Genomic DNA, 13,181 nt, shown 5'->3' with positions numbered 1-13,181 from the left:
TTTCCCATGGCGTGGTCCCTTGTGGGATCACGCCATTTTCTTTTCCGCCCTCGTGCCGCCGCCCCCACCCCGCCTCCAACGCGTGTCTGGGGGTGACATCGGCGCGGCTTTCCTCTACCCAAGCCCGCACATGCAGCTCTGGCTCTGCCCGCTTATCGCCTTCCTTCTCGGGTCGGTTCCTTTCGGCCTCTTCATCGCCCGCATGAAGGGCATCGACATCCGCCAGCACGGGTCCGGCAACATCGGCGCCACCAACGTGTTGCGGGTCGTCGGGAAGAAATACGGGATCACTTGCCTGATCCTCGACGCCCTCAAGGGCTTCATTCCGGTGGTCGTCGCCCTGAACCTCGTTCAGATCGAAGGCCGCCGCGTCGGCATTCCGGTGGACTTCCTCGACGGATTCGCGCTCAACCTGCCGGCCGACAGGCAACTCACCGGCCAGCTTGTCCACGTCCTCACCGCCCTGTTCGCGATCCTAGGCCACAACTATTCGCCCTGGGTCGGCTTCAAGGGAGGCAAGGGCATCGCGACTTCCGCTGGCGTGCTGTTGGGACTGATGCCTTTCGCGGTGATCCTCCTGATCGTCGTCTGGCTGGTGGCCTTCGCCGCCAGCCGGTACGTCTCGGTCGCCAGCATCGCCGCCGCCGCGGCGCTGCCGGTGCTCACCCATATCGGAGCGCGATTCCACAAGGGCCCGGACGGCTTGTCACTGTGGGAAGCCGGCACCTGGAACAAGCCGCTGTTCATCTTCTCCGTCGTCATCGCCACCCTGGCGATCTGGAAACACCGCGCCAACATCCAGCGGCTGATGGCCGGCACCGAGAACCGGTTCGAACCCAAGAAGAAGACTCATGTCTGAATTCTCCTCTGCCGCCATTCTCGGCACCGGATCCTTCGGCACCGCGCTGGCCATCCTGCTGGCCCCGCAGATCCGCGAACTGGTATCGATCGGCCGCGACGCGACGGTCGCCGCCGCGATCAATTCGGAGCACCGCAACCCGCGCTACCTGACCTCCATCGCCCTGCCGGAGAACATCCGCGCCACCACCGTACTGGCGGACGCGGCCGGCCACCCGCTGATCCTGTTCTGCGTCCCGACCTCGGTGACCCGCAAGACCGCCGAAACGCTGGCCGGAATCGGCCTGCCCGCCACCACGGTGCTGGTTTCCTGTGCCAAGGGGATCGAACGCGACACCGGCGAGCGGATGAGCGAGATCCTCCGCGAGGTCTTTCCCGACAACCCGATCGCGGTGGTTTCGGGACCGAATCACGCCGAGGAAATCGCCACCAACCTCGCCACCTGCGCCGTCATCGGCTCGGACGACGAGACCCTGTCACGGCGGCTCCAGGACCTCTTCACCGCGCCCCATTTCCGCAGCTACACCAGCGACGACCTGGCCGGGATCGAGCTCGGAGGCGCGATCAAGAATGTCTACGCCATCGCCGCCGGCATCGCCGCCGGACTGGGGCTCGGCGACAACGCCATCGCCGCCCTGGTCACCCGGGCCCTGGCTGAAATGACCCGACTTGGCGTCGCCTTGGGCGGCCGTGCCGAGACCTTCGCCGGCCTGTCCGGGGTCGGCGACCTGATTGCCACCTGTTTCTCGGTCCACTCCCGCAACCACCGCGTCGGGCTCGCGCTCGGTCACGGCGAGACGCTGGAAGAAGCAACCAACTCGCTGGGGATGGTGGCGGAAGGCGTGCCGAACACGCTGTCGATCCACGATGCCGCCAGCAAGGCCGGCGTCCGCACGCCGATCATCGATGCGGTGCACTCGATTCTCTATCAGGGCAAGCCGGCGGCACGCGCCATGCACGAGCTCCTGAACCGCGACCCGCGCCCTGAAAACGCCTGATTCCCCCCCGATGCAAGACACCGCCGAAAAGCTCCCCGGTCCGATCCGCCGCCTCTACAACTGGACCCTCTCCTGGGCGGACCGCCCCGGTGGCACCTGGGCGCTGTTCCTGATCGCCTTCGCCGAGTCGTCCTTCTTCCTGATCCCGCCCGACGTCCTGCTCATCGCGCTGTGCTTCGGGGCGCGGAAGAAGTGGGCGAAGTATGCCCTCGTCTGCACCGCCGGCTCCGTGCTGGGTGGCATCGCCGGGTGGCTGATCGGCTGGGGACTCCGCGATACCGTGGCCATGCCGTTGATGAACTTCTTCGACTCGTCGGGACATACCCGGGAGAAGATTGAAACCTGGTACACAGCCTACGGCTTCCTCGGCATCCTGATCGCGGCGATCACCCCGATTCCCTACAAGGTCTTCACGATCTTCTCCGGAATCATGAGCTACAACCTGCCAATGCTCATCGTCGCCTCGATCATCGGCCGCGGATTCCGCTTCTTCGTCGTCGCCGGCATCATCCGCATGTTCGGGCCCACGGTGAAACCCTTCATCGACAAGAATCTCGAGTGGTGTTTCGTCGGGGCGACCGTGCTGCTGGTGCTCGGCTTCGTGGCGATCAAGTTTCTCTGAGTCTCCCGGTCACAAAAGGGAGTTCGATAGGGAGCGCCGGATTCATCCGGCTTGGATGGCAAGCGCAATGGCTTGGAGCGTGATCTCTCTCAAGAAGCAACGCTGTGATCCCGCGGGTCATCGGTCTGTCCAAGCCGATTGAAATCGGCGCTCCCTTCTAACAAGGCACTCCTAGGGCCCGGGGGTCGCCCCCTCCGTCGCCGGGGTTTCCGCAGCCGTCGGCGCCGGAACCGGCAACAGATTCTGCCACCGGTGCAACTCCACGCCCTCGCCGACTCCACCGCATTCCTTCAATAGCTCGTCGCAGCGAAGCCGCCACTTCTCGTAGTCGGGGGGGCCCTTCTTCGCCTCCCGTGTGCCCGGGAAGACAAGATAAGTCACCACCAGGTCCGACTCCGGACGACTGTAAGGCGAAGCTCGCGGGTTGATCTCCTTGGCCATCCTCAGCGAGGCTTCACCCACCTTGAAGGTCGGCCCGCCATCGCCGACAATGGCCGGGTAGAGCTTCTTGCCGTGGACGACCACCGCGTAGTCACCGACCTTTGGAGCCCACGAATCGTTCGCCGTGAGCAGGTTCACGGGGATCACGATGAACGGATCATACTCGGCGATGAGAAAGCTGCGGCCCTTCATGTCAGTGATGCCCCGCTTCAGGTAGCTGATCCGGTCCCGCAGCCATTTCTTGCGCTCCGCGGTGGTCGCCGGATCGGCGATCTCCTTGTTCGCGTTGCCGATGCGCTTCTCCCAGCCAGCAACCATCGGGTTCGGGTTCCGCGTCCGCTTCGCCCATCCGTAGCTGGTGAAGGGCTGGTAATAGGTCGAGTTGACGATTTCATCCGGCATGGCCGCCAGCCGGTCGCCGTCCGACCCGTCGGAAACGACATCCATCTCGGCCTGAAGCAGGAAAACCTTCCTGCCCGTGCCGGGGTGGCGGAGGTTCAGGATGGTCTCACAGTCGTAGTAGTTGTGTTTGGTCAACAGCTCGTTGAGCTGCGTCGCGTCGCGCTTCAGGCGCTTGGTCTTGTTGTCGTAGAGCTCGTAGAACCAGCGTGATACCTCCGCCTTCTCCAGCATCGCGGGCAGGCCGGGCAAGAGCTTGCCAAGCTGCGGGTTGACCGTCTGCAGCTGGTCGAGGGTCTTCGAAGCCTCCGGCAGGCGGACGTTCAACGTGTAGGACGCCGTGTAAGAGGCGTCGGACTTGCGCTCCTTTGAAGCAATTCCTCCCTTCTCGACCTTCACCTCCGACTTGAACGGGATCCCCGAGCGGAGCGTCCTGACGTCGCCGCCGCTGGACGCCGTGTGGGACGAGATCGGCGGCAGGGGCTCCAGCTCGGCGGCCTTGGCGGCGCGCTTCGCCGCGGCATCGGCCTGCTGTTTCACCGCCGCCAGCTCGCGGGCCAGCTCGGCCTCGTAGTCCGCCCTCACCCGGGCCTCGATCTGGCGCTCGATGTCGTCGCGGTCGATGCTCTCGGCGGTCTTGGCCGGCGGCCGGATCAGATCCCTGACACCGCGCAGGATTTTCGCGCCCGGCGCGGTGAACGGCAGAATCGCCCCTGCCAGCACGATCACGAACACCGACGCCCGCAGCCAGGGAAACCCGCGTTTCGGCGCGCGCGTCCGGAGGCCTTCGATATGATGCGGATCATCGCTGCTCATGGTGGCGGATACTATTCGCGCAACCCGGAAACTTCCAAGCGATCTCCGTTTCAATCGTGGTCGTACCAGCGGGAAAAGATCTCCTCCAGTGCCTCGCGGTCGACCTCGTCGAACGCCGCCTTCTCCGTCGAGTCGACATCGAACACCGCCTCCACCGTCCCGCGGGCGTCCTTCACGGGAACCACGATCTCGCTTTCCGCGCGGCTGTCGCAGGCGATGTGTCCGGGGAAGGCGTGGACATCCGCCACCACCTGCGTCTCCCCTGTCGCCCAGGCCGTCCCGCAGACGCCCTTCCCCCAGCCGATCCGCAGGCAGCCCGGCGTTCCTTGGTAGGGACCGATCACCAGCTGCGCCCCGACCACCCGGTAGAAGCCGGTCCAGAAGGCATGCGGCATGGCCTCGTGGAGGATGCAAGCCGCCGTCGCCATGCGGGCGATGGCATCCGCCTCGCCGCGCCACATCGCGATCACTCGTTCACGGGCAAGGGCATAGGCTTGTTTCTTGGCGGCAGGGTCGGGAATCACGCCGCCGATCAAAACCGGGAGCTGACAAAACCGCAATCCCTCCTACCCTCCGGCGCGTGAGCTATCAGGTCTTCGCCCGGAAATACCGCCCGAAAACCTTCGACGATGTCCTCGGCCAGGACCATGTCGTTCGGACGTTGAAAAACGCCATCGCCCAGAAGCGGTTGGCGCACGCCTACTTGTTTGTCGGCCCCCGTGGCACGGGCAAGACCTCGACCGCCCGGATCCTCGCCAAGGCGTTGAATTGCAGTGGCGGGCCGAAGGCGGACTTCGACCCGGATGAAGACATCTGCGTTGAAATCGCCGAGGGGCGCTCCCTCGACGTGCTCGAGATCGACGGTGCCTCGAACAACGGCGTCGAGGAAGTCCGCCAGCTCCGTGAAACGGTCCGCTTCGCCCCGGCGCGGGGACAGTTCAAGATCTACTACATCGACGAGGTCCACATGCTCACCAACCAGGCCTTCAACGCCCTGTTGAAGACGCTGGAAGAGCCACCGGAGCACGTGAAGTTCATCTTCGCGACCACCGAGCCGCACAAGATCCTGCCGACCATCCTTTCCCGCTGCCAGCGCTTCGACCTGCGGCCGATCCCGGCGGAAACCATCGCCGAGCATCTGCTCCACATCGCCAGGGAGGAAGGCGTCCAGCTCCACGAATCCGCGGCCTGGGCCATCGCCAAGGGTGCCGACGGCGGCATGCGCGACGCCCAGTCGATGCTCGACCAGCTGGTTGCCTTCTGCGGTGACTCCGTCAACGAGGCGAACGTCCTCGACGTCTTCGGCTTCACCTCCCGCGAAACCGTCGCGACGGTCATCGGCGCGCTGCTTGCCCGCGATACCCCGACCGCGCTTGCCACGGTCCAACGCGAGGCCGAAGCCGGCCGCGAGCTGTCGCAACTGCTCGGGGAGTTGATCGGCGCGCTGCGGGCGCTGCTGGTTTCGAGGCTGGACTCGACCACCGGCGGCGACGGCATTCCCGCCGAAACCTGGGCGGCCTTGAAAGCCGCCTCGGAAGCCTATCCGCCGGAGCGCCTGCTGTCGGTCATCGACGTCTTCGCCGAAACCGAGGCCCGGATGAAATGGGCGTCCAACAAGCGGCTCCACCTCGAGATCGGCCTCATCAAGTCGGTTCAGACCCTCGGCGAAGTGCGTCTCTCCGACGTCATCAAGGTCCTCGCCGGCGTCTCGGAGCATCTCGACGCTCCGGTCACCTACGCTGCGCCCGTCGCGGCCGTGGCAGCTCCGCAGCCGGTCCCCGCCGCCGTGGTGGAAACGCCGGCCGTGGAGCCCGAGCCGGTTCCGGCACCCGCTCCCGCCGCCACCGAGCCCGAAGCCCCCGAGGAAAAATCCGGCGAGGTTCTTTCCCTCGACGAGCTCATTGCCACCGCACCGGACGAACCCGAGCCCGCCCCCGAACCGGTCGCCCGCGAGACCCCGCCGTGGAAACCGGAACCGGAGCCGGAACAAGCCCCGGAGCCGAAGGCCGATCCCATGGAAGAATTTTACAAGGATCCCTTGATCCAGACGGCGCTCGAAATGTTCGAGGCCACCCTCAAGAAATAACCGAAGCCAACCCATTTCCCATGAACATCCAGAAATTGATGAAGCAAGCGCAGCAGATGCAGGCCGGCATGGCCGCTGCGCAGGAAGAACTCGCCAAGAAGACCGTCGAAGCCAGCGTCGGCGGAGGCAAGGTCACCGTCGTCGCCACCTGCGCCGGTGACGTCCGTTCGATCGTCATCGACAAGTCCGTGGTCGATCCCGAAGACGTCGATTTCCTGCAGGACCTCGTCCTCAAGGGCGTGCAAGAAGCGATCGCCAAGGGCCGCGAGGTTTCGGCCGCCGAGATGCAAAAACTGACCGGCGGGATGGGCTTGCCCTTCTAACCCCGCCCTCCGCCGCCCCCCAGGTTCCGATGAAGTCGACCCGCTTCCGCCGCCGCGCCGGATGGACGCTCATCGGCTTGTCGCTGCTCCTGCACCTGTTCACGGTTTTCGCCTATACCCATTGTCCGGACGACCTGGCCGCCTTCACGGTGGTCCCCGTCTGGATCTGGGGAGGGATCGGCCTCTTGTTGTCGGTCACCGCCTTCTGGTTCCTCTGGGCCCCGCTCTCCTGGGTCATCACCGGGGTCTGGGCGATCACCGTCCTGCTGCTGGCCGACGAGGCGTGGGTCATCGCCAATGTTGGCAAAGCCCCTCCCCGGCCCGGCCCCGCCGGGAATGAGGACGGCCGGCCGCTGATCCGCGTGCTGACCCTGAACTGCAGCTACTTCAACTACAACGGCGGCAGCGATCCCGCCGACGACATCCGCCGTTGGGATCCCGACGTCGTGCTGCTGCAGGAAGTCCGGCCGCATCAGGTCCGCCACATCGCCGACACGCTCTTCTTCGGCCGCGGCGATTACCGGCTGTTTTCCTCCAATGGCATCGTCAGCCGCTGGAGCATCCGCCGCGAGGTCAACCCCAGCAAGCCGGGCTACCGGGTCCAGCAAGTCACCATCCGCAGGCCCGACGGCAACGAGTTCGAAGTCGTCAATCTCCACCTGAAAAGCGCCGCCACCGACCTGCGGCTGTGGCGGAAGGAAAGCTGGAAGACCCACCGGCAGAACCGCATCACCCACCGCGACGAACTGTCGATCGCCCTCGGCATCCTCTCCGACACCGGCGAGGGCTTGCCGGCCATCGTCGGCGGCGATTTCAATTCACCGGCGCGGGACCCGATCCAGGCCCTGCTCAAGCCGGATTACGACGATGCCTTCATCGAGGCCGGCACCGGCTGGGGCAACACCTACCAGCGCCGCATCCCCGTCCAGCGCATCGACCAGATCCACTACTCGCGCCAGTTCAAGGCCGTGCACTGCAGGGCCGTCACCACCCGCCGCAGCGACCACCGGATGGTCGTGGCCGATTTACTACCAGCCCAGTAGCCATTCATGTCCGTCCCTGAAGTTACCCGAGAACGACTCGTCGAGGTCCTCGAGGAAATCGCCCTGCTGCTGGAAGTCGGGGGCGAGAACCCGTTCAAGATCCGGGCCTACCGGCAGGGCGCCGAGATCGTCGCCGGCTATGATGGCGACATCGTGGCCATGGCCCGCGACGAGCAACTCGAGGGGATCAAAGGCCTCGGCGAAGCGCTGCGCGACAAGCTCCATGAGCTCGCCAGCACGGGCGAACTGGAGTTCCACAAGAAACTGCGGGGCGCCTACCCGGACAGCTTTTTCCATCTCTTCGACATCGAGGGGCTCGGGCCGAAAAAGGTGGCCGCCCTGCACAAGGCGCTCGGCGTCGATTCGATTGCCGCCCTGAAGACCGCCTGCGAACAGGACAAGGTCTCCGCGCTGTCCGGTTTCGGAGCCAAGACCCAGAGCAAGATCCTGGTCGCCATCGCGCGACGCGAGCAAAGCGCCGGGGCCTTCCGGCTGGATGACGCCATCCTCTCCGCGGAAGACATCCTGGAATCGCTGCGCGAACACCCCGACGTCCTGCGGGTTGAGATCGCGGGTTCGACGCGCCGCTCGAAAGAAGTCGTCCACGACCTAGACTTCATCGTTGCCACGAACAAGCCCGCCGAGCTGACGAAGTTCTTCGCGACCCGGCCGTTTGCGGCCGAGGTCATCGCCCAGGGCGACACGAAATGCTCGATCCGCCTCGCCAGCGGCCTGCAATGCGACCTCCGGGCCGTCTCGAACGAGCAGTATCCCTTCGCCCTGATGTATTTCACCGGCAGCAAGGAGCACAACGTCGCGATCCGCTCGAGGGCCCTGAAGGTGGGTTGGTCGCTCAACGAATACGGCTTCACCGGCGACAATCCGCCGGAGGTCCACGACGAAAAGGACATCTACCGGGCCCTCGGGCTCGACGATGTCCCGCCCGAACTGCGGGAGAACCGCGGCGAGATCGAGGCTGCCGACGAGGGTACCCTGCCGCGGCTCGTCGAGTGGGAGAACCTGCGCGGGACTTTCCACTGCCACACCACCGAGTCCGACGGCAAGGCAACCCTCGAGCAAATGGCGGATGCGGCCCTCGAACTCGGCTTGCAGTACTTGGGCATCTCGGACCACTCGAAGTCGTCCCCCCAGGCACGCGGCCTCAACGAGGAACGGCTGGCCGCCCAGATCGAGGCGATCGCCTCTTGGAACAACGACCACGCAAACTCCCATTTCCGGCTCTTCGCCGGCTCGGAGGTCGACATCCTCAAGGATGGTAGCCTCGACTTCGACGACGAACTCCTGGCGCAGCTGGATTTCACCGTCGTCTCCGTCCACAACGCCCTGACCCTCGGGGAGGACGAGATGACCCGGCGGATCATCCGGGCGATGGAGAATCCCCACGTCACCATGCTCGGCCACCTGACCGGCCGCCTGCTGCTGCGCCGCGACGCCTACGCGGTGAACCACGAGAAGGTCATCGACGCCGCCGCCGAGACCCGCACCGTGATCGAGCTCAACTGCAACCCGAAACGCTTCGACATGGACTGGCGCTGGTGGCACCGGGCCCGCGACAAGGGCGTCCTCACGTCGATCAACCCGGACGCCCACTCGACGCCGCAGCTCCAGTTCATCCGCCTCGGGGCCGGCATCGCCCGCAAGGGCTGGCTGCGCCGCGAGGACGTGCTGAACACCAAGCCGCTGGCCGAGATGAAGGCGTGGCTCGAATTGCCGAAAGCCAAGCGCTGAAGCACCCGTCGCGGGATCGGTCAGGAAGGACGCTTCGCCACGTCTTGGAGCAGGCGGAGACGGTCCAAGGCGCTGCCGTCGTCGATCAGGCGGCGGGCAATCTCAATCCCGTCACCGATGTCGTCCGAAAGGCCGCAGCAAGCGATCGCGGCACCGGCGTTGAGCAGCACCATGTCGCGCTTGGGACCGGTGTCCTTGCCGCTGAGGATGGCTTCCAGGATCGCCGCGTTCACTTCCGCGTCGCCGCCCTGGAGATCCTCGACTTCCGCGTGCTTCAGGCCAAGGTCGCGCGGCCGGACCTCTTCGTCCTGCAGGTCCTGGTAGATGCCCGCCTTGCAGATGCGGGTCGAGCCGAGCAGGCTGACCTCATCGACCGAGCGGCCGTCGCCGGTGGTCCCGTGAACCGCCCACACGCTTTCCCGGCCCAGTTGCTGGAGAATCTCGGCGAAGGCGGGACACATCTGGCGTTCGAAGACCCCGACCAGCTGGCACTGCGGCTTGGCCGGATTGAGGAGCGGGCCGATCAGATTGAAGATCGTCCTGATGCCCTTCTCCGCGAGCATCTTCCTGACCCCGACCACGGCCTTGAAAGCGGGATGGTAGGCCGGCGCGAACAAGAAACCGATGCCGGCTTTCTCCAGGCAATTCCGGAATCCCTCGGGCGGCAGGTCGATCCGGATCCCCAGGGTTTCGAGGACGTCGGCACCACCGCTCTTTGAAGTGATCCCGCGGTTGCCGTGCTTGAGCACCACCGCACCGGTCGCGGCCACCACGAACATGGCGGTTGTCGAGACGTTGAACAGGTTCAGCTTGTCGCCACCCGTGCCGCAGACATCGATGGTCGGTCCCTCGAGGTCGAGCAGCCCGACATGGGGATCGATCGCGTGCTCGAGGAAGGCTTCGACGAAGCCGGCGATCTCAGCCGGCGTCTCGCCTTTCCGCGCCAGGGCTTCCAGCAGCGATGCCTTTTTCTCATCCGTCGCCGTGGGATCGAGCAGCAGCTCCGCGGCCACCCTGACCTCCTGCGGGGAGAGCTCCTCCTTGTGTTCCAGATGATGTAGCAGCGCGTCCATTTGCGCTGACGCTAACACGGGACTCACCCGGCTTGCCAAGTCATTCGAGCAAAGGTTTTCCACCCGTCAGGACGCGTCGGGGCGGCTTTCGCGGAGCTTCGGCCACAGCCGGGAGATCCCGAAGCCTGCCAGTCCGGCCAGGGCGAGCAAGCCGATGCCCGGCCCCAGATCCCCGTAGAGGCAATAGCCCGACCCGAACAGGAAGGCATAGACCAGGACGCAGCCCAGGAAGGTCGCGAGGATCCCGCAGGGCAGGTTGACCGGCGCATGCTGGAACACGAGCGGCTTGCCCTGCCGTTCGCACTCCGCCACCACCGGCTTCCATCCGGGGCCACCGGGGTTGGTCGATTCGAGGAAATGCCGCAGGCGCCCGAAGTCCGAAGCGGGAGTGATAAAGGTCACCGCCAGCCACACGATCGTGGTCGCCGCAACCCCGAACGGCAGTTGCCAATACCCGAGCGAGGCCCCGAAGTCGCTCTTGGCCAGCCAGACCGCCATGACGAAGGAAAACACCATCGCCGAGATTTCGCTCCACGGGTTGATCCGCCACCAGAACCAGCGGAGGATGAACAGCAAGCCGGTGCCGGCACCGAACTGGAGCAGGATCTTGAAGGCATCCAGCGCGCTCTCGAGGTACATCGCCAGCACCGCGGTCATCGCCATCATCACCACGGTCGAAAGCCGGCCGGCCCACACCAGTTCCCTCTCGCTGGCGTCCTTGCGCACGAAGCGCTTCCAGAAATCGTTCACGACATAGGACGAACCCCAGTTGAGATGAGTCGAGAGGGTGCTCATGTAGGCGGCCATCAGCGAGGTCAGCACCAGGCCCAGCCAGCCGTTCGGCAGGAACGTCAGCATCGCCGAGTAGCCGAGGTCGTGCCCGATCTTGTCGTAGGGCGTGTCCGGGAACGCCTTGAGGATCGAGGAGCATCCCAGCGAGGTCGCCTTCAGCGCCTTCAACTCCGCCAGCGCCGCCGCCTGGCCGGCGTCCAGTTCAGCCGCCGGCACGCTAACCAGCGCGGGAATCTCCGCGGCCCGCGCCTCCAGGGCTTGCGTGGCCAGCTGCTGGTCGGCCGCCTTGTCGGTAGGAAACACCACCAGGGACGCCAATGCAACCAACACCCACGGCCACGGCCGCAGCGCGTAGTGGGCCACCTGGAAGAACAGCACCGACCCGATCGCGTGGTTCTCGTTCTTCGCCGCCAGCATCCGCTGCGCCAGGTATCCGCCGCCACCGGGTTCCGACCCGGGATACCAGACGCTCCACCATTGCACCGCGAGCGGAATCAGGAATGCGGTGATCAGCAGCTCCTTCGAGGTATCGTTGGAAAAGTCGAACTTCGGGATGATGTCGAGTTTGTCCTTCACCTCGGCGTGGCTCATGAGCCCTCCCAGGCCGCCGACCGATTCGTGCCCGAGGGCGAACCACGCCGCGGCAAAGGCTCCGACCATGGCCATGATGAACAGCAGGAAGTCGGTCAGGATCACCCCGCGGAAGCCGCCCAAGGAGGAAAACACCACCGTCACGACCATCGCCACGGAGACGGATTGCCACGGGGTCCAGCCGAGCATCACGTTGCCAATCTTGATCGCGGCCAGCGTCACCATGGCCATGATCATGACGTTGAAGAACACCCCGAGGTAGATCGCCCGGAAGCCCCGCAAGAACGCCGCCGCCTTGCCCGAATAGCGGAGTTCGTAGAACTCGATGTCGGTCAAGGCCCGCGACCGCCGCCACAGCTTTGCGTAGATGAACACCGTCAACATCCCGGTGATCAGGAAGGCCCACCAGTTCCAGTTCCCGGCAACGCCCTGCAGGCGCACGACGTTGGTCACGAAGTTCGGGGTGTCGGTCGAGAAGGTCGTCGCCACCATCGAGAAGCCGAGCAGCCACCAGGGCATGTGGCGACCGGAAAGGAAAAACTCCCCGGAATTCTTTCCCGCGCTCTTCGCCGACCACAGGCCGATTCCCAGGCTGACCACCAGGAAGCCGATCAGGATGCCCCAATCCAGGGTCGAGAGCGTGATCGCGGCAAGGCCCACCGGAGACAGCAATGTCGGCATGGCCGAATGTGTTAGCCCCGGGACCCGCCCTCCGACAATGGCAAAGGATGCTCAGCCGAAGTAGGACGGCTCGGCACCCGGCTTCCACTTGATGTTGCAGCCGCTGCTCGGATAGGGCCGGACCGGCGCTTCCTCGCCCGCCAGCATGCCTTTCACCGCGGCCCGCAGGTCGGCCCCGGTCGGAGCCTCGCCTCCCCGCGGCCGGGAATCGTCGAACTGCCCGGCGTAGTGCAGCCGCAGTTCGTGGTCGAAGAGGAAGAAATCCGGCGTGCACGCGGCACCGTAGGCCTTGGCGACTTCCTGCGTCTCATCGAAGAGATAGGGGAAATTCCAGCCGCTCTCCGCGGCGAAGGAAGTCATCTTGTCAGGGGCATCGGCGGGGTATTTCTCGATGTCGTTCGAGGAGATCGCGACCGTCGCCACGCCTTCGGCCTCGATCTCCGCGGCCAGGCTCCCGAGTTCCTTGGCAAGGTGGACGACGTAGGGGCAGTGGTTGCAGGCGAAGACGACCAACAGACCGCTGTTCCCGCGCAGGCCATGGAGCTCGTGCACGGTGCCATCGGGCGCCGGCAGCTGGAAATCCGGCGCCGCATCGCCCGGACGGAGGGAAAAGGTGGATCGGACTTCAGCCATGCCCTTCCCTTCGCCCATCCTCCCGTGCGGTCAAGACACAATGTCGCGGCAGCGCGGTTGCCTTGTCCGCCGGCGC

General features: G+C 65.3%; 12 protein-coding genes. 7 read left to right on the top strand and 5 right to left on the bottom strand.

The window, feature by feature from the left end:
* Window positions 1-130 precede the first annotated feature (130 nt).
* Genes plsY through IG178_RS13490 form a run of 3 tightly spaced genes read left to right on the top strand, consistent with a single transcriptional unit; the run spans window position 131 to window position 2,478 of the window.
* Window positions 131-859 (top strand): glycerol-3-phosphate 1-O-acyltransferase PlsY, encoded by a 729-nt coding sequence (gene plsY / locus IG178_RS13500; RefSeq protein WP_193213086.1) that lies wholly within the window; start codon window positions 131-133, stop codon window positions 857-859.
* Entirely contained in the window at window positions 852-1,856 is a 1,005-nt protein-coding gene (locus IG178_RS13495) for an NAD(P)H-dependent glycerol-3-phosphate dehydrogenase (RefSeq protein ID WP_193213085.1), read from the top strand. Before plsY ends, IG178_RS13495 begins: the two co-directional genes overlap by 8 nt.
* Window positions 1,857-1,866: 10 nt before the next feature.
* A complete protein-coding gene (locus IG178_RS13490; protein WP_193213084.1) occupies window positions 1,867-2,478 on the top strand; it encodes a YqaA family protein in 612 nt (203 codons plus the stop codon).
* A 171-nt stretch (window positions 2,479-2,649) separates the two neighbouring features.
* Here the strand turns inward: IG178_RS13490 and IG178_RS13485 are convergent, their stop codons facing one another.
* Window positions 2,650-4,134 (bottom strand): glycoside hydrolase family 75 protein, encoded by a 1,485-nt coding sequence (locus IG178_RS13485; protein WP_193213083.1) that lies wholly within the window; start codon window positions 4,132-4,134, stop codon window positions 2,650-2,652.
* Between the two features lie 50 nt (window positions 4,135-4,184).
* Entirely contained in the window at window positions 4,185-4,595 is a 411-nt protein-coding gene (locus tag IG178_RS13480) for a free L-methionine (R)-S-oxide reductase MsrC (RefSeq protein WP_193213131.1), read from the bottom strand.
* Between the two features lie 119 nt (window positions 4,596-4,714).
* On the opposite strand from IG178_RS13480, the gene dnaX reads away from it, so the two are divergent.
* The 4 genes from dnaX to polX are packed head-to-tail and all read left to right on the top strand — an operon-like array spanning window position 4,715 to window position 9,335.
* Entirely contained in the window at window positions 4,715-6,220 is a 1,506-nt protein-coding gene (gene dnaX / locus IG178_RS13475) for a DNA polymerase III subunit gamma/tau (protein WP_193213082.1), read from the top strand.
* A gap of 20 nt (window positions 6,221-6,240) precedes the next feature.
* On the top strand, window positions 6,241-6,543 hold the full coding sequence (locus tag IG178_RS13470; RefSeq protein WP_193213081.1) for a YbaB/EbfC family nucleoid-associated protein: 303 nt from the start codon (window positions 6,241-6,243) through the stop codon (window positions 6,541-6,543).
* Window positions 6,544-6,572: 29 nt separating this feature from the next.
* Window positions 6,573-7,586, top strand: a complete 1,014-nt coding sequence (locus IG178_RS13465; protein ID WP_193213080.1) for an endonuclease/exonuclease/phosphatase family protein — start codon at window positions 6,573-6,575, stop codon at window positions 7,584-7,586.
* A gap of 6 nt (window positions 7,587-7,592) precedes the next feature.
* Window positions 7,593-9,335, top strand: coding sequence for a DNA polymerase/3'-5' exonuclease PolX (polX, locus tag IG178_RS13460; RefSeq protein ID WP_193213079.1), 1,743 nt, complete (start codon window positions 7,593-7,595; stop codon window positions 9,333-9,335).
* Between the two features lie 20 nt (window positions 9,336-9,355).
* Here polX and trpD read toward each other — a convergent pair whose 3' ends face one another.
* The 3 genes from trpD to IG178_RS13445 form a co-directional block, all read right to left on the bottom strand.
* Window positions 9,356-10,408, bottom strand: a complete 1,053-nt coding sequence (gene trpD, locus IG178_RS13455) for an anthranilate phosphoribosyltransferase (RefSeq protein WP_193213078.1) — start codon at window positions 10,406-10,408, stop codon at window positions 9,356-9,358.
* A 66-nt stretch (window positions 10,409-10,474) separates the two neighbouring features.
* The gene (locus IG178_RS13450) at window positions 10,475-12,472 is read right to left on the bottom strand and encodes a sodium:solute symporter family protein (RefSeq protein ID WP_226895419.1); all 1,998 of its coding nucleotides are present in this window, start codon (window positions 12,470-12,472) and stop codon (window positions 10,475-10,477) included.
* Between the two features lie 51 nt (window positions 12,473-12,523).
* The gene (locus tag IG178_RS13445) at window positions 12,524-13,105 is read right to left on the bottom strand and encodes a thioredoxin family protein (RefSeq protein ID WP_193213077.1); all 582 of its coding nucleotides are present in this window, start codon (window positions 13,103-13,105) and stop codon (window positions 12,524-12,526) included.
* Between the last annotated feature and the right edge of the window lie 76 nt (window positions 13,106-13,181).

The sequence above is a fragment of the Neoluteolibacter marinus genome (assembly GCF_014904755.1).
GTDB lineage: Bacteria > Verrucomicrobiota > Verrucomicrobiia > Verrucomicrobiales > Akkermansiaceae > Haloferula > Haloferula marina.
The sequence above is the reverse complement of the archived record's forward strand: the minus strand, read 5'-3'. Positions and strand labels throughout refer to the sequence as shown.

Excerpts from the sequence above, each read along its gene's own strand:
- IG178_RS13470 (WP_193213081.1), top strand. The coding sequence starts at position 6,241 with ATGAACATCCAGAAATTGATGAAGCAAGCGCAGCAGATGCAGGCCGGC.
- IG178_RS13480 (WP_193213131.1), bottom strand. The coding sequence starts at position 4,595 with ATGTGGCGCGGCGAGGCGGATGCCATCGCCCGCATGGCGACGGCGGCT.
- IG178_RS13485 (WP_193213083.1), bottom strand. The coding sequence starts at position 4,134 with ATGAGCAGCGATGATCCGCATCATATCGAAGGCCTCCGGACGCGCGCG.
- trpD (WP_193213078.1), bottom strand. The coding sequence starts at position 10,408 with ATGGACGCGCTGCTACATCATCTGGAACACAAGGAGGAGCTCTCCCCG.
- IG178_RS13465 (WP_193213080.1), top strand. The coding sequence starts at position 6,573 with ATGAAGTCGACCCGCTTCCGCCGCCGCGCCGGATGGACGCTCATCGGC.
- IG178_RS13495 (WP_193213085.1), top strand. The coding sequence starts at position 852 with ATGTCTGAATTCTCCTCTGCCGCCATTCTCGGCACCGGATCCTTCGGC.
- IG178_RS13490 (WP_193213084.1), top strand. The coding sequence starts at position 1,867 with ATGCAAGACACCGCCGAAAAGCTCCCCGGTCCGATCCGCCGCCTCTAC.
- polX (WP_193213079.1), top strand. The coding sequence starts at position 7,593 with ATGTCCGTCCCTGAAGTTACCCGAGAACGACTCGTCGAGGTCCTCGAG.
- IG178_RS13450 (WP_226895419.1), bottom strand. The coding sequence starts at position 12,472 with ATGCCGACATTGCTGTCTCCGGTGGGCCTTGCCGCGATCACGCTCTCG.
- plsY (WP_193213086.1), top strand. The coding sequence starts at position 131 with ATGCAGCTCTGGCTCTGCCCGCTTATCGCCTTCCTTCTCGGGTCGGTT.
- IG178_RS13445 (WP_193213077.1), bottom strand. The coding sequence starts at position 13,105 with ATGGCTGAAGTCCGATCCACCTTTTCCCTCCGTCCGGGCGATGCGGCG.